Below are 21015 nucleotides of genomic sequence, written 5' to 3' on the forward strand. Positions count from 1 at the left end.
CGTGTTGCTACGCGCGGGTGATGGACAGTACGTCGTCGAGCAGCGCGGCGGCGGTGATGTCGGCGCCCGCGCCGGGCCCCTGGATCAGCAAGGGCTGGGCGCTGTAGCGGTCGCTGTGGATCGCCACGCGGTTGTCGGTCTGCGCGCCGCCGGCCAACGGGTGGTCCAAGGGCACGATGCGCAGGGAAACCGTGGCGCCCTGGTGGTCGAAACCGCCGATGAAGCGCAGGCAGCCGTCCTGCGCGCGGGCCTGCTCCCACTGCCGTTGCAGCGGCGCGTCCAGCAATCCCAACTGCGCAATGGCCGCGGCCGCCGGCAGCGACGCCAATGCGTCGGGCACCAGCGAGGCCACCTGGACCTGGTCGGCGCGCAGCGCGACGCCGCTGGCGCGCGCCAGGATCAACAGCTTGCGGCGCACGTCCTCGCCGGACAGGTCCACGCGCGGGTCCGGCTCGGTATAGCCGGCGCCCACCGCGTCGCGCACCCATGCCGAAAACGGACGCTGGCCGTCGTAGTGATGGAACAACCAGGCCAGCGATCCCGACAGCACGCCTTCCACCCGATGGATGCGGTCGCCGCCGGCGACCAGCCCGCGCAGGCTGCTCAGCAGCGGCAACCCTGCGCCCACGGTGGCGCTGTCGCCGTAGCGTGCCCCGCCGTCCAGCCCGCTGCCGGCGATGGCCTGCGCGCGGGCGAGCTGCGCGCCCTGCCCCAGCTTGTTGGCGGTCACCACGTGCACGCCGCGTGCCAGCCAGTGCTCGTGCCAGTTGGCCACGTCGTCGCTGGCGGTGGCATCGACGACCACGTCCCCGCGCTGCAGGCCCTCGGCGTCGGCCCACGGCTGCAGCGTCGGCACCGTGCGCGCGGCCTCGTTGGCGTGGTCCAGCGCCTGCGCCGGATGCTGTTCGCAGGCGCGTGCCGTGCGCGAATTGGCCAGCCACGCGAACTGCGGAAGCTCGATGCCACGCGACTGCAGCGACTGGTAACGTTGCACGAACGCGGTCCCGACCGTCCCCGTACCCAGCAACGCAAGCCGGCGCGGCGCCGTGCGCGCGAAGGGCAGCACCGCGCTCATGCATCCACCTGTTTGCGGCGGGCCAGCTGCGCCTGGCGGTCGATCACGGCCTGTGCGCGCTCCAGGCCGCCCTGCAGGTCCGCGACCAGGTCGTCGGCCGCTTCGATGCCCACCGACAGGCGCAGCAGACCTTCGCTGATCCCGGCGTTGGCGCGGGCCTCGGCGGTCATCGCCGCATGGGTCATGGTGGCCGGGTGCGCGACCAGGCTTTCCACCCCGCCCAACGATTCGGCCAGGGTGAAGCAGCGCAGCCCATCGACGAAGGCGCGCACCGCCGCGTGCGGATCATCGCCCGGGCACGAGGCCAGTTCAAAGGACAGCATCGCGCCGAACCCGCTCTGCTGGCGCGCGGCGATCGCGTGTCCCGGGTGCGATTCCAGGCCCGGGTAATAGACGGTGGCCACCGCAGCACTGGCGGCCAACAGCTGCACGATCCCGGCGGTGTTTTCCTGGTGCGCGCGCAGCCGCGCGCCCAGCGTGCGCAGGCCCCGCAGGGTCAGGAACGCATCGAACGGCGAACCGGTCAGGCCCAGCGCGTTGGCCCACCACACCAGCTGCTCGTGCAGTGCCGGATCGCGCGCGACCACGGCGCCACCGACCACATCGCTGTGGCCGTTGATGTACTTGGTGGTCGAATGCAGCACCACGTCGGCACCGAAGGCGATCGGCTGCTGCAGCGCCGGCGACAGGAAGGTGTTGTCGACCACGACTTTCGCGCCGGCACGGTGTGCGGCATCGATGACGAAGCGCAGGTCGGTGATGCGCAGCAGCGGGTTGGAGGGCGTTTCGACCAGCACCAGCGTGGGCGACTGCGCCAGCGCGTCGGCCAGCGAGCGCGGATCGGTCAGGTCGGCGGTGACCAGCTGGAAGTGGCCCTTCTTCGCCAAGGCATTGAACAGGCGCCAGCTGCCGCCGTAGGCGTCGTGCGGGACCACCAGGGTATCGCCCGGCTGCAGCAGCGCGTTGAGCACCAGATTGATCGCGCCCATGCCGGTGGAGGTGATCACCCCGCCGGCGCCGCCTTCCAGGTCGGCCAGCGCTTCACCGAGCAGGTCACGGGTGGGGTTGCCGCTGCGCGTGTAATCGTACTGGCGCTTGTTGCCAAAGCCATCGAAGCTGAAGTTCGACGACAGCACGATCGGCGGGGTCACCGCACCATGCGCGGTATCGCGATCGATCCCGGCGCGCACGGCGGCGGTGACACGGCTACAGGTCGGTTCGGAACCGGCGGACTGGCTCATGCGTTTTCTCCCGGGGTACGGATTGCAGTGGCGAGGATCGCGTCGATGCGATCGGTTTCTTTGAGGAAGGCGTCGTGGCCATACGGCGAGCGCAGTACGCGCAGGCTGCCGCGCGGCCCCAGCCCTTCGACCAGGCCGACCAGGTCGGCCAGCGGCACCAGGCGGTCGCCTTCGACCGCGATCACCACGGTCGGCACGCCGATCGCGGCCGGGTCCACGCGGTGCAGGTCGATCGATTCGGACAGCCGCAGGTAAGCTTCCACCGGCGTGCGCGCGACGTACTGCGCACCGGCGGCGTCGAGGTAATCTTCGGCGGCCACGCGCACCCGGCCATTGACCACTTCCGGCGGCGCGTCGAAGCGCTCACCGAATTCTTCCGGGGTGCGATAGCTGAGCATCGCGAACTGCCGTGCCAGCGCCAGCCCGTGATGCTCGGCGCATTGCAGTTGGCCCAGGGCTACGGCCCGGCGCTGCAGCGCGCGCCAGGCGGCCGCATACGGGTGCGGGCGGTGCGCCCCGCTCACCGCGACCAGCCGCGCCAGCCGCTGCGGGTGGCGCACCGCGAACTGCTGGCCGACCAGCGCGCCATAGGAATAGCCCACGAAGCACTGCAACCGGGGAATGCCGAGGTGGTCCAGCAGCAACGCCAGTGCGTCGGCCTGGTCGGCGGTATCGATGGGCAGGTCGAGCGCGCCGTCGGCGCCGATGAAATCGAAGGCCAGGATGCGGCGCGCGGCCGGATCCAGCGTGCGTCCGGCGGCCACCAGCCCTTCGGCCCAGCCCTTCTCGGGAAACTCCAGATTGGCCGCCACGTGGCGGTGCGCGGAGATGCCGCCGGCCAGCACCACCACCGGCGCGCCGGCGCGGCCAACCAGCTCGTAACGCAGGCGTACCGGCCGTGGACCGCCATGCCGCAACGACAGCACCGCAGCGATCTCGCCGCGTACGGCAGTGCGCCCGGTATCGACCGGAACGCTTAAAGGGGCGAAGGACTCGGTGGCAACAGCGGCAGTAGCGAAACCCATGGCGGTATCCCGAAGAGGAAAACGGCCATCGAGCTTTCGCGGAGCTCGCGTTCGAAGCGCACAGGCTGTGCACGGTTCGAACCATCTTTCGGTGGACGCCACGGTCCCCGCAGGATTTGGCACCTACGCAGGTCGCTTGCGCGCCTGCGGGCTGCCCCGGCTTCAAAGGGCCTGTCCCTCTGCCGGTCTCGATGGTGACCCTACGATGCCAGCCCCCTCCGTCGATGTCAATCCTTTCATCCGCATGAAGCGATATGTTTTTTTCTCATCAGGCACCCGCGGGGCTTTCCTGGACCAACCGGCTTGCGTAGAGTCCGCGCACTGCCCCCGGAACCTGGACCATGCGCTGGACCCTGCTGTTGACCCTGTTGGTGCCCCTGGTGACGGCCGCCGGTCCGCCCCCGGCCGGCGCGTGGCGCTCGGGCTGGGGGCTGGTGGGACCGGCCAGCACGGCCCCGCAGGGCCCCGCCGCCGGCACGCTGGCATCGGTGAAGCTGGAGGGGGGCGCCGCGTATTGGCGGGCACGGGTCGACAACCACCTGACCGGGCCGGTACAGATCGCACTGCGCCAGGAGGTCGGCGCGGCGGTGCTGCCCGGCCTGCCGCTGCAGACCGTGCTGCCCGGTTCGGCCAGCGTGGTGGTGGCAAGGATGCAGCTGCCCCCGGACACCCAGCGCCTGAACCTGTTGCTGGACGCTGTCCCCGGCGATCCGGCCGCGCGCCCGCAGGACGTGGCCTACCAGCTGCCGTTCGATGCCCGGCGCTTCCACGTCAGCCAGGCGCCGCAGGGGCATTTCAGCCACACCGACGCGGAAAACCGCGACGCGGTCGACTTCGCCCTGCCCGAAGGCACCCCGGTGCTGGCCGCACGCGCCGGCAAGGTGATGCAGGTGCAGGGTAATTTCAGCGGCAACGGGCAGGACCCGCGGCGCGACCGCGAGCGGGCCAATTTCATCCGGGTGCTGCATGAAGACGGCAGCATGGCCGTCTACGCCCACCTGCGCGAAAACGGGGTCCTGGTGCGCAGCGGCCAGCGGGTCGAGGCCGGGCAGCGCATCGGCGTCTCGGGCAACACCGGCTACAGCACGGCGCCGCACCTTCACTTCGTGGTGCAGGCCAATACCGGCATGCAGTTGCGCTCGATCCCGGTCCGCATCGTGGCGCCCCAGGGCGAGCTGCACTTCGCGCGTGAACAGCCCGACGCGGGCGATGCGGCCAGCCCCTGACCCGCCACGGCGGGCTGCCCGGTATACTCATGGGCTTATTTCCATGAAAAGCGCCCCGGGCGGGCGCGTCACGCCATGTCCGAAGTCGCTACCGAAGCTGCGCGCCGCCGCACCTTCGCCATCATCTCCCACCCTGACGCCGGCAAGACCACGCTGACCGAAAAGCTGCTGCTGTTCGGCGGCGCGATCCAGATGGCCGGCTCGGTCAAGGGCCGCAAGGCCGCCCGTCACGCTACGTCGGACTGGATGGCGCTCGAAAAGGAGCGCGGCATCTCGGTGACCTCCTCGGTCATGCAGTTCCCGTACGAAGGCAAGATCGTCAACCTGCTCGACACCCCGGGCCATGCCGACTTCGGCGAGGACACCTACCGCGTGCTCACCGCCGTGGACTCGGCGCTGATGGTGATCGACGTGGCCAAGGGCGTGGAAGAGCGCACCATCAAGCTGATGGAGGTGTGCCGCCTGCGCGACACCCCGATCATGACCTTCATCAACAAGCTCGACCGCGAAGGCAAGGAGCCGATCGACCTGCTTGATGAAGTAGAGAGCGTGCTCGGCATCCAGTGCGCGCCGGTGACCTGGCCGATCGGCATGGGCCAGCGCCTGAAGGGCGTGGTTCACCTGATTTCGGGCGAGGTACACCTGTACGAACAGGGTCGCAATTTCACCCGCCAGGATTCCACCATCTTCCCGTCGATCGATTCGCCCGGCCTGGCCGAGAAGATCGGCGACCGCATGCTGGCCGACCTGCGCGATGAACTGGACCTGGTGCAGGGCGCCAGCCATGCGTTCGACCTGGAGGCCTACCTGGCCGGCAGGCAGACTCCGGTGTTCTTCGGGTCGGGCGTGAACAATTTCGGCGTGCAGCCGCTGCTGGACTTCTTCGTCGAGCACGCGCCGTCGCCGCAGCCGCGCGCCACCACCGGCCGGGTCATCGCCCCGCAGGAAAACAAGCTGACCGGCTTCGTCTTCAAGATCCAGGCCAACATGGACCCGCAGCACCGCGACCGCGTGGCGTTCATGCGGGTCTGCTCGGGCCGTTTCGTGGCCGGCATGAAGACCTTCCACGTGCGCACCGGCAAGGAAATGAAACTGGCCAACGCGCTGACCTTCATGGCCAGCGACCGTGAGATCGCCGCCGAAGCGTGGCCCGGCGATGTCATCGGCATCCACAACCACGGCACCATTTCCATCGGCGACACCTTCACCGAAGGCGAAGCGGTGAGCTTCACCGGCATTCCCAACTTCGCCCCGGAACTGTTCCGCCGCGCCCGCCTGCGCGATCCGCTCAAGCTCAAGCAGCTGCAGAAGGGCCTGGCCCAGCTCTCGGAAGAGGGCGCGACCCAGTTCTTCCGCCCGCTGATGAGCAATGACCTGATCCTGGGCGCGGTCGGCGTGCTGCAGTTCGACGTGGCCGCCTACCGCCTGAAGGACGAATACGGCGTGGAAGCCACCTTCGAGCCGGTCAGCGTCACCACCGCGCGCTGGGTCACCTGCAGCAACGAAAAGAAGCTGGAGGAGTTCCGCGAAAAGAACGCCAGCAATCTCAGCATCGATGCCGCCGGCCACCTGGTGTACCTGGCGCCGACCCGGGTCAACCTGCAGCTGGCCCAGGAACGCGCGCCGGACGTCCGCTTTGCCGCCACCCGCGAAGCCGCGCACAGCATTTCGGTCGGCTGACCGGGCGCGGCAGCGATGGCGCGTGCACGCGCGTGCCATCGCGGCGATGATAGGGGCAAGCGGGTCCCCCTCCCCGTGCCTCGACCATCGCCATGACCTCTGTTGCGTCCGTACGTGAAGAAATCGCCAGCGCCCTCACCCACGGCCTCGGCGCCGTGGCGGCGCTGGCCGCCAGTGCGGTACTGATCACCCTCGCCGCCATCTACGGCGACGGCTGGCAGCTGGCCAGCGCCATCGTGTTCGGCGTGGCCCTGCTGCTGCTCTACACCGCTTCCACGCTCTACCACGCCATCCAGCACCCGATCGCCAAGGGCCGCCTGAAGGTCTTCGACCACTGCGCCATCTACCTGCTGATTGCCGGCACCTACACCCCCTTCACCCTGATCGGCCTGCGCGGATCGTGGGGATGGGGCATGTTCATCGCCATCTGGACCCTGGCGGTGGCCGGGGTCATCTTCAAGCTGTTCTTCACCGGCCGCTTCAAGCTGCTCTCCACCGCGATCTACATCGCCATGGGCTGGATGGTGCTGGTGGCGATCAAGCCGATGTGGTCCCACATCGACGGCTGGACCCTGGGCTGGCTGTTCGCCGGCGGGTTGTCGTACACGCTGGGTACCTACTTCTACCATCGCGAATCGATCCGCTACTCCCACGCCATCTGGCACCTGTTCGTGATAGGTGGAAGTGTCTGTCACTTCGTAGCAGTCACATCACAGGTGCTGTGACTGCTACGAAGTGACTGCCCAATCCTGCTGCGCAGGATCGGGCCCCCGGGCATGCCGCCCATCCCCGCGCCTGTCGGCGTACAGGTGCGCAACGCGCACCTGTAGCCCACGGTTTGCGATGCAAACCGTGGGGCCCGTATTGCCGCCTATCCCCGCGCCTGTCGGCGCGCCCCCTTAACAAAAGGGGGCTTGCACGTGCTGCATGACCTCCTCGCTGACGCGACTGTTACGTCTGCTTCGCGTTACCTGCACGATGGACGGGCAAGGATGGTGGAGTGAATACCTTTACCGATCCTGCGCCCACCGCCCCATCCTCCCGCCCGCGCTGGCGCATGCGCCGGCCTGGCAAGCGCGGGCAGCGCTGGCTGGCGGTGCTGGTGTTCCTGGTTGCCCTGATCCTGCTGGTGATCGCACTGTGGGACTGGAACTGGTTCAAGGGCCCGGTCGAACGCGCCGTGCAGGCCAAGACCGGCCGTGTATTCCATATCGGCGGCAACCTTGACGTCGATCTCGGGCGCACGCTCACCATCCGCGCAGACGGCCTGACCTTCGCCAACGCCGAATGGTCCAGGACCCCGCGCATGGCCAGCGCCGATCGCGCCGAAATCGACCTGCGCGCCTGGCCGCTGCTCCGCGGCCAGGTCCGCATTCCCGAAATCCGCCTTACCCGCCCCGACCTCCTGCTGGAAACCGCTCCCGGCAAAGGCCAGCCGGGCAACTGGGACTTCCTCGGCCCCAGCGACGGCGATCCCCCCGTCCTGCAGCGCCTGCTGGTCGACGATGGTCGCCTGAAATTCCTTGACGCCGCCGGCAAGACCGACATCCTGGTCGCGCTCAACAGTGGCAAACCGCGCAGCGCCGACAGCGCCCCGCCGCTGCTGGTCAGCGGCAAGGGGCGCTGGCAGGGCAACCCCTTCACCTTGGCCGGCAACACCGAATCGCCGCTGGAACTGACCAACAGCGAACACCCCTTCCGCATCCACCTCGACGGCCGCGCCGGCGCCACCCGCGCCATCGCCAGCGGCACCCTCACCAACCCCTTCGCCCTGCGTACCTTCGACCTGGATTTCGCCCTCAGCGGCCAGGACATGGAAGACCTGTACCCCCTGATCGGCCTGGCCATTCCCTCCACGCCCCCGTATCGCCTCAAGGGCAGGCTCAAGCGCAACAACGACACCTGGCGCTACGAGAACTTCACCGGCGTGGCCGGCGACAGCGATCTCGCCGGGACTGCCCAGATCGAAACCGGACGCGACCGCCCCTTCCTCAAAGCCGACCTCGTGTCCAAGCGCCTGGACTTCGACGACCTGGCCGGGTTCATCGGCGCGCCCCCCAAGACCGGCGCCGGCGAATCGGCCAACGCCGAACAGAAGGCCGAGGCCGCAGCGTTGGCCGCGAAAGCGACCGTCCTGCCCGATACCCCCTACAACCTCACCAAGCTGCGCGCCATGGATGCCGACGTGAAGTGGAAGGCCCAGCGCATCAACGCGCCTGCGCTGCCGCTGGACGACATGGACGCCCACCTCAAGCTCGACGACGGCCTGCTGCGCCTGGAACCCCTCAACTTCGGCGTCGCCGGCGGCGACATCCGCAGCACCATCCGCATGGACGCACGCAAGCCGGCCATCGCAACCCAGCTCAAGGCCAGCATCCGCAAGGTTCAGCTGGGCCGGCTGTTCCCCGATGCCAAGCTGGCCGAACAGGCCTCCGGCGCCATCAGCGGCGACATCGATCTCAGCGGCACCGGCAACTCCATCGCCGCCATGCTCGGCAGCTCCGACGGCAAGGTCGCCATCGGCATGGGCCGTGGCCACATCGGCAACCTGATCATGGAACTGGCCGGCCTCGACGTCGCCGAATCGTTGAAGTTCCTGTTCACCGGCGACCGGCAGATCCCCCTGCGCTGCGCCTGGGGCGACTTCGGCGTACAGCGCGGCCTGATGACCTCCCAGCAGCTCGCCTTCGACACCACCGACACCCTGGTGCTCGGCGAAGGCACCATCGACCTCAAGCAGGAACAGCTCGACCTGCTGCTGCGCCCGCGCCCCAAGGACATCAGCATCCTGGCCCTGCGCTCCCCGCTGCGCATCGGCGGCACCTTCAAGGACCCCTCGTTCCGCCCCGATTTCAAGGCACTGGGCATCCGCGGCGCCATCGCAGTCGCATTGGGCACCATCACCCCGCCCGCCGCGCTGCTGGCCACCATCGAGACCGGCCCAGGCGAAGATTCCAACTGCGGCGGCCGCTACGCCAAGTAAGTAGCGGTTACCGTTGCCGTTGCCGTTGCCTTTGCTGTTACCAACCGACCACGACCCCGTATGGGGGCGGCCGCCGGGCAGCCCCCGTAGGGACTGTCAAAAACATGGATGTTTTTGACAAGCCCCCATGGATGGGTTCACGGCGTGTCCCGGAGGGGGCTGCCCGGCGGCCGCCCCTGCACGGAGCAATGACAAGCTGCCTTCCAGCTGTTCGCTGTCGCTGTTCGCTGTCGCTGTTCGCAGCCAACAGCCCACTCAACCCGCCACGATGTACTGCTGCAGCTGATCCAGCGTCTGCGCCTGCTCGTCGATGACCGACTTCACCAGATCGCCGATGGAGATCACCCCGATCACAGTGCCACCTTCCACCACGGGCAGGTGGCGGATGCGGAAATCGGTCACCAGCTGCAGGCAGTGTTCAACCTGTTCCGACGGCGCCACCGTCACCACCTTCGCCGTCATGATCTCGCCCACCCGCGTCGTGCTCGACGAACGGTCGTGCAACACCACCTTGCGCGCGTAATCGCGCTCGGACAGGATCCCGACCAGGTCCCGACCCTCCATCACCACCACCGCTCCGATGCCTTTTTCGGCCATCAACCGGATCGCGTCGATCACCGCCGATTCCGGACCTACCGCGAATACCTCAGGGGACTTGCCTTCCAACAGCTGTCGTACCGTGGTCATCTCGCTGCCCTCCACCGATGGGATGCACCGCCGAGTCTGCCACGAACGGCGCATGCCAGGTGTCAACCAGATACAACGGCCGCTGCTTCGACTCCTCGTACAGCCGCCCCAGGTATTCACCAATCAGGCCCAGCGCGATCAACTGCACCCCGCCCAGGAACAGGATCACCGCCATCATCGTCGGATACCCCGCCACCCGGTCCCCGTACAGCGCCGCCTTCACCACCACCCACGCACCGAACACGAACGCAACACTGGCCGTCAACAGTCCCAGATAGGTTGCCGCCCGCAGCGGCACCGTCGAAAAACTCGTGATGCCCTCCAGCGCGAAGTTCCACAACTTCCAGAAACCGAACTTCGTGTCCCCCACCATGCGCGCATGCCGGTGGTACGGCAGCGCCTTGCGCCGGAACCCGACCCAGCCGAACAGCCCCTTCATGAACCGGTGGCGTTCACGCAACTGCCCCAGCGCCTGCAACGCACGCGGCGACAGCAGACGGAAATCGCCCGTATCGGCAGGAATCGGCGTTCTCGACAGCCGCCCGATCACCCGGTAGAACAGCGACGACGAGCCCCGCTTGAGCCAGGTTTCGCCATCGCGCTCCTGCCGCGTGCCATAAATGTTGTCGTATCCCTGCCGCCACAACGCCACGAATTCCGGAATCAGCTCCGGCGGGTCCTGGCCATCGGCGTCGAGAATCATCGCCGCCCCGCCATCGACCACATCCAACCCCGCCGTAAGCGCCGCCTCCTTGCCGAAATTACGCGACAACCGCAGCACTCCCACGCTGTCGTCCGCCGCAGCCAGCGCCTGCATCACCTCCCAGGTCGTATCCGTGCTGCCATCGTCCACGTACACCACCCGGCCTTCGATGCCGTCCAGACCCGCCAGCACCGCGCGCAGGCGCGGGTGCAGCAGCGGCAGCGCCTGCGCCTCGTTGTGCGCGGCTATGACCAGCGTCAGCCTTTCACCGGACATGGCTCAGTCCTCCTGCAGGTACGCATCGCCGCCCAACTGCCGTGCCTGGCGCTGGATCCAGTTCGCCCGGCGCTGCACATACGGCCCCGGTCGCGCCGCATTGTAGCGGCGCGGCGCCGGCAGCACCGCCGCCAGTTTCGCGCTTTCCGCCGCCGTCAGCCGCGCCGCATCCTTGTTCCAGAACTGCCTCGACGCCGCCTGCGCCCCATAGATGCCGTCACCGAACTCGGCGATGTTGGCGTACATCTCCAGGATCCGCGATTTCGGCCACAGCGCCTCGATCAGCACCGTGTACCAGACCTCCAGCCCCTTGCGCAGCCAACTGCGGCCCTGCCACAGGAACAGGTTCTTGGCGACCTGCTGGCTGATCGTGCTGGCCCCGCGCAGGCGCCCGCCGCGCGCATTGTGGTCACGCGCCTTCTCGATCGCCTTCAGGTCGAACCCATTGTGCTGCGGGAAGCGCTGGTCCTCCGCCGCCACCAGCGAAATCGGCAGGCTCGGCGCCATCCGGTCCAGGTCGCGCCACTGGTAATGCAGCCGGAATCCCCAGTCGCGCTCGCCCAGCGCCTCGCCGTACCGCCACACCATCACCGTCGACAGCGGCGGATCGACGAACCGCAGCACCACCACCTGCAGCACGCTCCCGGCCACGAACAGCACCGGCAGCCACAGCAGGTATTTCCAGCGCCAACGGCGCCGGTGCGACGGTTCCTGGCCCGGTTCGGCCTTGTGGTTGCTGCGCTCTGCCCCCATTACTGGTGCATCCTCTGCTTGCACGGTAGTCGGCGCATTATCCGGCAACCAGCCCCCATAACTTAAGCGCAGCCACCGACCCGATGACCGCCCAGACCGACTCCCTCGTCCGCTTCCTGCTTCCCGACGCCGGCGTGCGCGGCGTGCATGTGCACCTTGATGCCGCCTGGCAGGAAATCCTGTCCCACGGCCACTACCCGCCCGCCGCCGCCGAACTGCTCGGTGAAGCCAGCGTCGCCGCCGCCCTGTTCACCGGCCACACCAAGGTCGACGGCCGCCTGGCGATCCAGCTGCGCAGCAGCACCGCCCTGCGGACCCTGTTCGCCGAGTGCACCGCTGCCGGCACCCTGCGCGGCATCGTCCAGCTGGCCGACGACGGCGACGCCCCGCGCGACCTGACCGCGCTGGGCGCTGACGCGCTGCTGGCCATCACCATCGAGAACCCCGGCCTGGACCCGCGCGAGCCGCAGCGTTACCAGAGCCTGGTCGGACTGGATGCCGCTGCCCTGGACGAGGCCTTCGAAGACTACTTCCGCCAGTCCGAGCAGTTGCCGACCCGCCTGCTGCTGGCCTGTGACGGCACCCGCGCCGCCGGCCTGCTGCTGCAGAAGCTGCCCGGCGACGAAGGCGACACCGACGGCTGGACCCGCGCCAGCGCCCTGTTCGACACCCTAGGCAAGCAGGAACTGCTGGATGTCGCGGCCGACACCCTGCTGCACCGCCTGTTCCATGAAGAGCAGCCGGAACTGCTCGGCGAGCGCCCGCTGCGCTTTGCCTGCTCCTGCTCGCGGGAGCGGGTCGAAGGCATGCTGCAGTCGCTGGGCGAAGCCGAAGCCCGCGCGGCCGCCGAACCCACCGGCGCCGTTGAGATCCGTTGCGAATTCTGCGGACGGGAGTATCACTTTCCGTTGACGGAATTCGACATACTGTTCCACGACGCCGCCGTTGCCCTGCCGGCTCCTGAACGGCTTCAGTAACGCCGCGCGAGTTTTGTTCTGGGGAGAACCAAGACTTGTTAAGAAATCATAAACGCCCTAGGATCAGTCTCCCGCTTTGGCGGGAACTTGTACTCATCGCTGTTGTCTGAGAGTTCCCATGCGTTCCCTTCTGCGTCTACCGCTGGCCCTGATGATCGCCCTTGCCGCGATCCCGGGCGCGCACGCGCAGTCCAAGGCACGCCAGGACAGCACCGTCATTCCCGTGTGGAACAAGGGCAGCGGCAAGGTCGAAGCCCTGCTGTACCTGGAACCCACCGGCGAACAGGCCGCCGGCGCGCGCTGGCATTTCGGGCGCAGCTCGCTGGACGCGGCCTTCGGGCTGTCTTCCGGCGACTCGCTGGGCCTGCTCTGCAACAGCAGCCGCGGCACCAGCATCAGCGGCCTGGCCAGTCACTGCATGCTGGCCAGCCTGGGTGACGATGACGACAACGCCCTGAGCCGCCGGGTCACCGGCACGGCCGCGTTCAATCGCCCGGGCGGTCGCTTCGGCATTACCGCCGGCACCGGCAAGGACACCCTGCCGGCGTGGCTGGCAGGCCCGAACAAGTCGCCGGCGCTGCGCGCCGAGCAGAACGACCTGACCGTGTTCGGCCAGAAGAACATCGGCCGTGAAGGCTTCGTGTCCATTGGCGGCACCTACGCCAAGGCCCGCCTGGTGCCGTTGTCCGACGTCTCCCCTGCCCTGGTCGACCGCTGGGACAGCAAGAGCCTCACCCTGGGTGCCGGCTACGGCAACTTCAGCGGCAACATCATCGGCCGCGTGGTCGACGTGCCCGGCCAGCCCGGCAAATGGGAAGGGCTGGGCGTGGGACTGACCTGGCGGACCCCGTGGAGCGGCCAGCTCACCGTGGGCGCGGAAAACGTCATCACCCGCGGCAAGAACCCGTTCGCGCCGCGCAACGAGAGCACCGACGAGGGCACCGTCCCCTACGTCCGCTACGAGCAGGACCTGTAAGCGTCTGCGCATGTCGCAGGCCGGACAAGAAAAGGCGCGCCCATGGCGCGCCTTTGTCGTTTCCGGGCCTGCTGAACACGCCAACCTGATACACAGCGTGACAAATCAACTGCAACTATTTTGCTAACATTTTTTTAACAAATGGCCCATCTGTCGCGTATGACCTCTCCAGGCCATTGATCCACAAGGACTTTGCCGAATTTCACACAGATCACAGACTTCATTAACGCTACTTTAATTCTTTCGAAGTGGCAGTTACTATCGAGTCAGCCTTGTGGTCTTTGGTGCTCTTCTTGGCACCGCCCCCGGCAAACACCCCAGTGAATACCCAAGATTCCCTTGGAGAGAGAGAGCAATGAACTTTAAGTCCAACAAGCTGCGTGACGCAGTGGTCGTTGCACTGGTCGTCACGGCCGGCAGCAGCGCCGCCGCGCAGGCGCAGGAAGCCGCCAACACGACCAACCTGGATCGCATCTCGGTCACCGGCTCGCGCATCAAGAGCACCGACATCGAGACCTCGCAGCCGGTGCTGAGCCTGAGCCGCGCGGACATCGACAAGCAGGGCGTGACCTCGGTCGCCGACATCCTGCAGCGCATCTCCGCCAGCGGCGCCGCGCTGAACCGCACCTTCAACAACGGCGGCGACGGTACCTCGGGCATCAGCCTGCGCAACCTCGGCAGCCAGCGTACCCTGGTGCTGGTCAACGGCCGTCGTTGGACCACCGGCATCACCGGTTCGGTCGACCTGAACACCATTCCGTCGGCCATGGTCGAGCGCATCGACGTCCTGAAGGACGGCGCTTCCACCATCTACGGTTCGGACGCCATCGCCGGCGTGGTCAACATCATCCTGAAGAGCAACTTCGACGGCGCGGAAGCCAACGTCTACAAGGGCCAGTACAGCCAGGGTGACGGCGAGCGCGAGGCCTATGACTTCGTGCTGGGCACCACCACCGATCGCGCGTCGGTGATGCTGGGCGCTTCCTACGTCAAGGAAGAATCGGTCATGGCCGGTGATCGCAAGATCTCCGCCGGTGGCCCGCCGTTCTACAGCGGCCAGAGCACCACGGGCCTGCCGGGTTCGTACATCCGCAACGGCAATCGCTACGTGATCGTCGACGGCGTGGAAACGCTGTTCAATTCGGACATCCACGGCTACAACAGCTCGCCGGACAACTTCCTGTTGACCCCGCAGGAGCGCACCTCGCTGTTCGCCAGCGGTTCCTACAACATCACCGACAACGTGACGTTCAAGACCGAGGCCCTGTACAACGAGCGTAAGTCCGAGCAGCTGCTGGCGGCCATGCCGGTCACCAACCAGACGCTCAGCGCGGCCAGCATGTACAACCCGTACGGCGTCGCCCTGACCGGCGTCAACCGTCGTTTCAACGAGAGTGGCGGTCGTTCGTTCAACCAGAACGTCAAGAACTGGCACTTCTACGGTGGCTTCGAAGGCTTCTTCGAATTCGCTGACCGCACCTTCGATTGGGATGCCGGTTACCGTTACGACAAGACCGACGAGAACGTGCTGACCTACGGCCTGTTCAACCGTTCCAACCTGGCGGCGGCCTACGGCCCGTCGCGCCTGGTGAATGGCGTTCCGACCTGCTTCACCGCCGCCGGTGCCGTGATCGACGGCTGCGTGCCGGTCAACCCGCTGGGCCCGGAAGGTTCGATCTCGCAGGCCGCGATCGACTACACCGCGTTCACCGCGCATGACTCCTCGACCCTCGAGTCGAAGGGCTACTACGCCAACATCTCCGGCACCATCGTTCCGCTGCCGGCAGGTGACCTGGCCTTCGCAGCCGGTTACGAGTACCGCAAGGAGAGCGGCCAGTTCGACCCGGACGCCTTCATCGCCTCGGGCCTGAGCACCGGCAATGGCGCCAAGCCGACCAAGGGCTCCTACGACCTGGACGAGTTCTACCTGGAACTGTCGATCCCGGTCCTGGCTGACCTGCCGGGTGCCAAGCTGCTCGACTTCAGCGCTGCTACGCGTTACTCCAAGTACAGCAACTTCGGCAACACCACCAACAACAAGTTCGGGTTCCGCTGGAAGCCGATCGACGACCTGATGGTGCGTGGTAACTGGTCCGAAGGCTTCCGTGCGCCGAGCATCAACGATCTGTTCGCCGGTGATGCCGACTCGTTCGAAACCTTCGTCGATCCCTGCTCGACCCACAGCGGCCGCCGCGTTGGCGCCGTTGCCGCGCAGTGCGCCGCCGAAGGCGTGCCGGCCGGCTTCGTCCAGCCGGGTGGTGGCAGCGGCCCGCGCCAGGCGCCGGAACCGTTCACCTGGACCTCCAACACGGATCTGAAGCCGGAAACCTCGACCAGCAAGACGCTGGGCCTGGTGTGGAGCCCGAGCTTCGTGACCGGCCTGAACGTCACCCTGGACTGGTGGCAGATCGAAATCGAAGACGCGATCACCCGTCCGGACATCCAGGACATCGTGAACTTCTGCTACACCGGTTCGCCGCAGCAGCAGGCGCTGTACTGCGGTCTGATCACCCGTGATCCGACCTACGGCACCGCGACGCAGAACTACGCCATCACCGGCGTGCGCATGCCGCTGCTGAACCTGGCGTCGTACGACGTTGAAGGCTGGGACCTGGGCGTTGCTTACCGCCTGCCGGAAACCAGCATCGGTCAGTTCAGCATCAACCTGGATGCCACCTACCTGAGCAAGTGGGAGCAGAAGGCAACCGCCGACGCGACCGCGGACGGCCTGCAGGGTAACTACCTGAACCAGGATCCGTACTGGCGCATCCGCGGCAATCTGTACGTCGACTGGAGCTTCAAGGACTTCGGCGTCAACTACGGCCTGCGTTACAAGTCCGGCCTGACCGAACAGTGCCCGTTCGACGCCGAAGAAGATCCGGTGGCGTTCGCTTACTGCTCCGACGGCGCCAATGGCACCAACTACATCGGCGCGACCACCTACCATGACATCCAGTTCCGCTACAACACCCCGTGGAACGGCACCGTCATGCTGGGCGTGAACAACGTGTGGGACAAGCAGCCGCCGACCTCGTACGTGGTTGCGTACAACATGTTCGACCCGCAGTACGACCTGCCGGGCCGCTTCTACTACATGCAGTACAAGCAGAAGTTCTGATCGATCCACTGATCGGTACCTGATGCAGCAACGGCCCCGAAAGGGGCCGTTGTTTTTTGCGCGATACGCTGTCGCGCGCCGATGGCGCAGACACAAAAAAAGCCGCTTTCGCGGCTTTTTCCGTGCATGACAGTGCACTTCACCCGATCGGGATCAGGGTCTCGATCACGTGCTCCACATACGCTTCGAAATCCTCGCGCGCCGGCTTGGGCTGCTGCAGCTGCAGCGACAGCTGCAGGAAGCCCACGTACGCCGCATAGGCCAGCCGCGCGCGATGCTGCGCGTCGGTGCGGCTCAACCCGGCCTGGCGGAACGAGGCCACCAGGTACTCCAGACGGCGGTGCGAAACGCGATCGATCACCGGCCGCACCATCGGGTGGTCCAGCGCCTTGAGCAGTTCGCTGTAGATGATGTGCGGCTGCACTTCGTGCGCCACGACCTGGAACAACTGGCGCAGGCGCGCCCTGGGATCAGGCACATCTTCCAGGCTGCCGAATACCTGTTCCTGTTCGAACAGTTCCCAGCGCTCAAGCGCCGCCTGCAGCAGTGCATCGCGCGAGGGGAAGTGCCAGTAGAAACTGCCCTTGGTCACCCCCAGCCGCCGCGCCAGCGGCTCCACCGCCACGGCCCCCACACCTTGTTCAGCGATCAGGTCCAGGGCGGCCTGGGCCCAGTCTTCCGCGCTCAGGCGGCTGTTGCGACCGGCTCTCGGCTCGCCGGCAGTAGCTTCGGGTTCATTCATGCTGATGATTTAACCATACGCCGGGGTCGGTTTGTGTGGAATTGATCGGTCCACCATACCTACCGGTATTGACACGCCCAAAGGCAGGTCCATACTAGCCGGTATGGTAACGCCCACCCTCCGCCTGACCGCCGCCCACGACACCGTGCTGGCGGCCACCCGCAGCGACCCCGGTCGCCGCGGCACCGTGCTGTTCGCCCATGGTTTCGGCCAGACCCGGCATGCCTGGACGGCGACCGCACAGGCGCTGCAGGCCGCCGGGTACCAGACCCTGGCCTACGACGCACGCGGCCACGGCGATTCGGACTGGAATCCGGCCGCCCTGCCCTATCACGGCGAACAGTTTGCCGACGACCTGATCGTGCTGGCCGGCGAACAGCCGCAGCCACCGGTGCTGGTCGCCGCCTCGATGGGCGGGCTGTTCGGCCTGCTGGCCGAAGCGCGCTGGCCGGGGCTGTTCTCGGCCATGGTGCTGGTGGACATCACCCCGCGCTGGGATACCGCCGGGGTCGAAAAGATCCTGCAGTTCATGTCCGCGCACCCGGAAGGGTTCGCGACGCTGGAACAGGCCGCCGATGTGATCTCGGCCTACCTGCCGCACCGTCCACGCAAGTCCGAGGACGCGCTGCGCGCGCTGCTGCGCGAAGACGGCCACGGCCGCTGGCGCTGGCATTGGGACCCGCGGCTGGTGGCCGAACTGGCGCGCGACAGCGAACAGCACCAGGACGCGCTTGCAGACGCAGCGCGCCAGGTGAAATGCCCGGTGCTGCTGGTCAGCGGCGGACGCAGCACCCTGGTCACCCCACAGACGGTGGCCGAATTCCTGGCGTTGGTGCCGCATGCACGCCACGTGCAGTTGCCGGAGGCCACCCACATGGTCGCCGGCGACGACAACAACGCCTTTACCGCTACTGTGTTGGACTATCTGGACGTGTTGCCCTCGGCCTCCGCCGTGGCACTGTCCGCCACAACCGAGCACGTCACCGGAGCACGCTCATGAGCTATGTCGTTCCCTTCCTCGCCATCCTGCTGGCAGGCGCCATCGTCGCCTACCACCGGATGCGGCTGATCACCTGGACGCTCGTCAGCCTGGTGCTGCTGGCGGCCTGCTGGTTCGTCCCCTATGTCAACCAGACCGCCACCATCGTGGCTGCGGCGATCGTCGCCGTCATCGCCGTGCCGCTGCTGCTGCCGTTCATCCGCAAGCCGCTGCTGACCGCGCCGATGATGAAGGTGTTCCGCAAGGTGCTGCCGCCGCTGTCGCAGACCGAGCGCATCGCGCTGGAAACCGGTTCGGTCGGGTTCGAAGGTGAGCTGTTCACCGGCGACCCGGACTGGAACAAGCTACTCAACTACCCCAAGCCGCAGCTCACCGCCGAAGAACAGGCCTTCCTGGACGGTCCGGTGGAAGAACTGTGCGCGATGGTCAACGACTGGGAGATCACCCACGTCTACGCCGATCTGCCGCCGGAGCTGTGGGCGTTCATCAAGAAGAACAAGTTCTTCGGCATGATCATCCCGAAGGAATATGGCGGCCTGGGCTTCAGCGCGCTGGCCCACCACAAGGTGATCCAGAAGCTGGCGTCGGTGTCGAGCGTGGTCAGCTCCACCGTTGGCGTGCCCAACTCGCTGGGCCCGGGCGAACTGCTGGTGCACTACGGCACCCAGGAACAGAAGGACCAGTACCTGCCGCGCCTGGCCGACGGCCGTGAAGTGCCGTGCTTCGGCCTGACTGGTCCGTTCGCTGGTTCGGACGCGACCTCGATTCCCGATTACGGCATCGTCTGCAGGGGCGAGTGGAACGGCGAGCAGGTGCTCGGCGTCAAGCTCACCTTCGACAAGCGCTACATCACCCTGGCCCCGGTCGCGACGCTGATCGGCATGGCGTTCCGCATGTACGACCCGGACGGCCTGATCGGCCCGACCCGCGACATCGGCATCACCCTGGGCCTGCTGCCGCGCGACACCGCCGGCGTCGAGATCGGCCGTCGCCACTTCCCGTTGAACTCGACCTTCCAGAACGGTCCGATCCGCGGCAAGGATGTCTTCATTCCGCTCACCCAGCTGATCGGCGGTGCCGAGAAGGCCGGCAAGGGCTGGAACATGCTCAACGAATGCCTGGCCGTGGGCCGCTCGATCACCCTGCCCTCCACCGCCAGTGGCGGTGCCAAGGCTGGCGCGGTGGTCACCGGTGCCTACGCGCGCATCCGCAAGCAGTTCGGCCTGTCGGTCGGCCGCTTCGAAGGCGTGGAAGAGGCGCTGGCCCGCATCGGCGGCAAGGCCTATGCGATCAGCGCGCTGTGCCAGGCCACCGCGGCGGCGGTGGACCGCGGCGACGTGCCGTCGGTGCCGTCGGCCATTGCCAAGTACCACTGCACCACCATGAGCCGCGAAGTGATCTCGGACGTGATGGACGTGATCGGCGGCAAGGGCATCATCCTGGGGCCGCGCAACTTCGCCGGCCGCAGCTGGCAGGCCGCGCCGATCGCGATCACGGTGGAAGGCGCCAACATCATGACCCGCAGCCTGCTGATCTTCGGCCAGGGTGCGATCCTCTGCCACCCGTGGGTGCTGCAGGAAATGAAGGCGGCGCAGGATCCGGACACCAAGGCCGGCCTGCAGGCTTTCGACCGCAGCCTGTTCGGGCACATCCGCTTCGGCATCTCCAACGCGGTGCGTTCGTTCTGGCTGGGCCTGACCGGCGCGCGTTTCGGCGCCGCCCCGGGCGATGCCTACACCCGCCGCTACTTCCGCAAGCTGGACCGCTATTCGGCCAACCTGGCGCTGATGGCCGACATCTCGATGATGACCCTCGGCGGCAAGCTGAAGTTCAAGGAGTCGCTGTCGGGCCGCCTGGGCGACGTGCTGAGCCATGTGTACATGACCAGCGCCATGCTCAAGCGCTACCACGACGAAGGCGCCCCGGTGGCCGACCAGCCGCTGCTGGCCTGGGCGTTCCATGACAGCGTGCACAAGATCGAGGAATCGCTCTCGGCGGCGCTGCGCAACTTCCCGATCCGTCCGATCGGCTGGCTGATGTGGCTGCTGATCTTCCCGTTCGGCCGCCGCGCCGAAGCCCCGGGCGACCGCCTGGGCCACCGCGTGGCGGCGCTGCTGATGGCGCCCAACGAAGCGCGCGACCGCCTGGCCAGTGGCGTGTTCCTGACCCCGTGCGAGAACAACCCGGGTGGCCGCATCAACAGCTACCTGTCCAAGGCGATCATGGCCGAGCCGGTGGAGCGCAAGTTCATCAAGGCGCTCAAGACCAAGGGCATCGAAGCACTGGACTTCAACGCACAGCTGGACGAAGCGGTGGCTGAAGGGGTGATCACCCAGGACGAGCGCACGCTGCTGGAAGAGCTGCGCACGCTGACCATGGACACCATCACGGTGGACGACTTCGAGCCGCACGAACTGCGTTCGGCCAGCTACTACGACCGCGAACGCAAGGACGCGCAGTCGCAGGAAGCGGCGTAACGCCAGCCTCGATGTAGCTCACAACGGCGGACTTCGGTCCGCCGTTTTTCATTGCCCCTGCCGTATTCCAGGAGAC

General features: G+C 67.0%; 16 protein-coding genes and 1 riboswitch. Of the genes, 9 read left to right on the forward strand and 7 right to left on the reverse strand.

Annotation, left to right across the window (positions count from 1 at the left end; all coding sequences use genetic code 11):
• Nucleotides 1–7: 7 nt before the first annotated feature.
• From ACIGII_RS15200 to ACIGII_RS15210, 3 genes are read right to left on the reverse strand one after another with little or no spacing between them, the layout of a single operon-like run.
• Nucleotides 8–1075, reverse strand: coding sequence for a homoserine dehydrogenase (locus ACIGII_RS15200; RefSeq protein ID WP_399639358.1), 1068 nt, complete (start codon nt 1073–1075; stop codon nt 8–10).
• On the reverse strand, nt 1072–2316 hold the full coding sequence (locus ACIGII_RS15205) for an O-succinylhomoserine (thiol)-lyase (RefSeq protein WP_399639355.1): 1245 nt from the start codon (nt 2314–2316) through the stop codon (nt 1072–1074). The genes ACIGII_RS15200 and ACIGII_RS15205 overlap by 4 nt, the downstream gene beginning before the upstream one ends.
• Nucleotides 2313–3341, reverse strand: a complete 1029-nt coding sequence (locus ACIGII_RS15210; RefSeq protein WP_399639352.1) for a homoserine O-succinyltransferase — start codon at nt 3339–3341, stop codon at nt 2313–2315. The genes ACIGII_RS15205 and ACIGII_RS15210 overlap by 4 nt, the downstream gene beginning before the upstream one ends.
• A gap of 78 nt (nt 3342–3419) precedes the next feature.
• Nucleotides 3420–3539: riboswitch (SAM riboswitch) on the reverse strand.
• Nucleotides 3540–3682: 143 nt separating this feature from the next.
• Between ACIGII_RS15210 and ACIGII_RS15215 the strand changes: the two genes are divergently transcribed.
• The 4 genes from ACIGII_RS15215 (at nt 3683) to ACIGII_RS15230 (ending at nt 9230) form a co-directional block, all read left to right on the forward strand.
• Nucleotides 3683–4567, forward strand: a complete 885-nt coding sequence (locus ACIGII_RS15215) for a M23 family metallopeptidase (protein ID WP_399639349.1) — start codon at nt 3683–3685, stop codon at nt 4565–4567.
• 75 nt (nt 4568–4642) lie between these two features.
• A complete protein-coding gene (locus ACIGII_RS15220; RefSeq protein ID WP_399639347.1) occupies nt 4643–6247 on the forward strand; it encodes a peptide chain release factor 3 in 1605 nt (534 codons plus the stop codon).
• A gap of 86 nt (nt 6248–6333) precedes the next feature.
• Nucleotides 6334–6972 (forward strand): hemolysin III family protein, encoded by a 639-nt coding sequence (locus ACIGII_RS15225; protein WP_399639475.1) that lies wholly within the window; start codon nt 6334–6336, stop codon nt 6970–6972.
• A 332-nt stretch (nt 6973–7304) separates the two neighbouring features.
• Nucleotides 7305–9230: an AsmA family protein gene (locus ACIGII_RS15230; RefSeq protein WP_399639473.1), complete on the forward strand. Its 1926-nt coding sequence runs from the start codon at nt 7305–7307 to the stop codon at nt 9228–9230.
• Nucleotides 9231–9485: 255 nt separating this feature from the next.
• On the opposite strand, the gene ACIGII_RS15235 is transcribed toward ACIGII_RS15230, so the two are convergent.
• The 3 genes from ACIGII_RS15235 to mtgA are packed head-to-tail and all read right to left on the reverse strand — an operon-like array spanning nt 9486 to nt 11649.
• Nucleotides 9486–9917 carry a CBS domain-containing protein gene (locus ACIGII_RS15235; protein ID WP_399639344.1) on the reverse strand — a complete coding sequence of 144 codons (432 nt, stop codon included), beginning with the start codon at nt 9915–9917 and terminating at the stop codon, nt 9486–9488.
• Nucleotides 9877–10896, reverse strand: coding sequence for a glycosyltransferase family 2 protein (locus ACIGII_RS15240; RefSeq protein ID WP_399639342.1), 1020 nt, complete (start codon nt 10894–10896; stop codon nt 9877–9879). The genes ACIGII_RS15235 and ACIGII_RS15240 overlap by 41 nt, the downstream gene beginning before the upstream one ends.
• Before the next feature lie 3 nt (nt 10897–10899).
• Entirely contained in the window at nt 10900–11649 is a 750-nt protein-coding gene (gene mtgA / locus ACIGII_RS15245) for a monofunctional biosynthetic peptidoglycan transglycosylase (RefSeq protein ID WP_399639339.1), read from the reverse strand.
• 83 nt (nt 11650–11732) lie between these two features.
• On the opposite strand from mtgA, the gene ACIGII_RS15250 reads away from it, so the two are divergent.
• From ACIGII_RS15250 to ACIGII_RS15260, 3 genes are all read left to right on the forward strand, one after another.
• Nucleotides 11733–12626, forward strand: coding sequence for an Hsp33 family molecular chaperone HslO (locus ACIGII_RS15250; RefSeq protein ID WP_399639336.1), 894 nt, complete (start codon nt 11733–11735; stop codon nt 12624–12626).
• Nucleotides 12627–12777: 151 nt separating this feature from the next.
• A complete protein-coding gene (locus tag ACIGII_RS15255; RefSeq protein WP_399639471.1) occupies nt 12778–13602 on the forward strand; it encodes a hypothetical protein in 825 nt (274 codons plus the stop codon).
• 355 nt (nt 13603–13957) lie between these two features.
• Nucleotides 13958–16720: a TonB-dependent receptor gene (locus ACIGII_RS15260; RefSeq protein WP_399639333.1), complete on the forward strand. Its 2763-nt coding sequence runs from the start codon at nt 13958–13960 to the stop codon at nt 16718–16720.
• 139 nt (nt 16721–16859) lie between these two features.
• On the opposite strand, the gene ACIGII_RS15265 is transcribed toward ACIGII_RS15260, so the two are convergent.
• The gene (locus tag ACIGII_RS15265; protein WP_070209681.1) at nt 16860–17462 is read right to left on the reverse strand and encodes a TetR/AcrR family transcriptional regulator; all 603 of its coding nucleotides are present in this window, start codon (nt 17460–17462) and stop codon (nt 16860–16862) included.
• A gap of 103 nt (nt 17463–17565) precedes the next feature.
• On the opposite strand from ACIGII_RS15265, the gene ACIGII_RS15270 reads away from it, so the two are divergent.
• Both ACIGII_RS15270 and ACIGII_RS15275 read left to right on the forward strand, forming a co-directional pair.
• On the forward strand, nt 17566–18462 hold the full coding sequence (locus ACIGII_RS15270; RefSeq protein ID WP_399657566.1) for an alpha/beta fold hydrolase: 897 nt from the start codon (nt 17566–17568) through the stop codon (nt 18460–18462).
• Nucleotides 18459–20939: an acyl-CoA dehydrogenase gene (locus ACIGII_RS15275; protein WP_399639327.1), complete on the forward strand. Its 2481-nt coding sequence runs from the start codon at nt 18459–18461 to the stop codon at nt 20937–20939. The genes ACIGII_RS15270 and ACIGII_RS15275 overlap by 4 nt, the downstream gene beginning before the upstream one ends.
• Nucleotides 20940–21015 lie beyond the last annotated feature (76 nt).

It is taken from the genome of Stenotrophomonas sp. NPDC077420 (assembly GCF_044543385.1).
Lineage (GTDB): Bacteria > Pseudomonadota > Gammaproteobacteria > Xanthomonadales > Xanthomonadaceae > Stenotrophomonas.

Coding starts and splice junctions, on each gene's coding strand:
- ACIGII_RS15200 (WP_399639358.1), bottom strand. CDS start 1,075: ATGAGCGCGGTGCTGCCCTTCGCGCGCACGGCGCCGCGCCGGCTTGCG.
- ACIGII_RS15205 (WP_399639355.1), bottom strand. CDS start 2,316: ATGAGCCAGTCCGCCGGTTCCGAACCGACCTGTAGCCGTGTCACCGCC.
- ACIGII_RS15210 (WP_399639352.1), bottom strand. CDS start 3,341: ATGGGTTTCGCTACTGCCGCTGTTGCCACCGAGTCCTTCGCCCCTTTA.
- ACIGII_RS15215 (WP_399639349.1), top strand. CDS start 3,683: ATGCGCTGGACCCTGCTGTTGACCCTGTTGGTGCCCCTGGTGACGGCC.
- ACIGII_RS15220 (WP_399639347.1), top strand. CDS start 4,643: ATGTCCGAAGTCGCTACCGAAGCTGCGCGCCGCCGCACCTTCGCCATC.
- ACIGII_RS15230 (WP_399639473.1), top strand. CDS start 7,305: ATGCGCCGGCCTGGCAAGCGCGGGCAGCGCTGGCTGGCGGTGCTGGTG.
- ACIGII_RS15235 (WP_399639344.1), bottom strand. CDS start 9,917: ATGACCACGGTACGACAGCTGTTGGAAGGCAAGTCCCCTGAGGTATTC.
- ACIGII_RS15240 (WP_399639342.1), bottom strand. CDS start 10,896: ATGTCCGGTGAAAGGCTGACGCTGGTCATAGCCGCGCACAACGAGGCG.
- mtgA (WP_399639339.1), bottom strand. CDS start 11,649: ATGGGGGCAGAGCGCAGCAACCACAAGGCCGAACCGGGCCAGGAACCG.
- ACIGII_RS15250 (WP_399639336.1), top strand. CDS start 11,733: ATGACCGCCCAGACCGACTCCCTCGTCCGCTTCCTGCTTCCCGACGCC.
- ACIGII_RS15255 (WP_399639471.1), top strand. CDS start 12,778: ATGATCGCCCTTGCCGCGATCCCGGGCGCGCACGCGCAGTCCAAGGCA.
- ACIGII_RS15260 (WP_399639333.1), top strand. CDS start 13,958: ATGAACTTTAAGTCCAACAAGCTGCGTGACGCAGTGGTCGTTGCACTG.
- ACIGII_RS15265 (WP_070209681.1), bottom strand. CDS start 17,462: ATGAATGAACCCGAAGCTACTGCCGGCGAGCCGAGAGCCGGTCGCAAC.
- ACIGII_RS15270 (WP_399657566.1), top strand. CDS start 17,566: ATGGTAACGCCCACCCTCCGCCTGACCGCCGCCCACGACACCGTGCTG.
- ACIGII_RS15275 (WP_399639327.1), top strand. CDS start 18,459: ATGAGCTATGTCGTTCCCTTCCTCGCCATCCTGCTGGCAGGCGCCATC.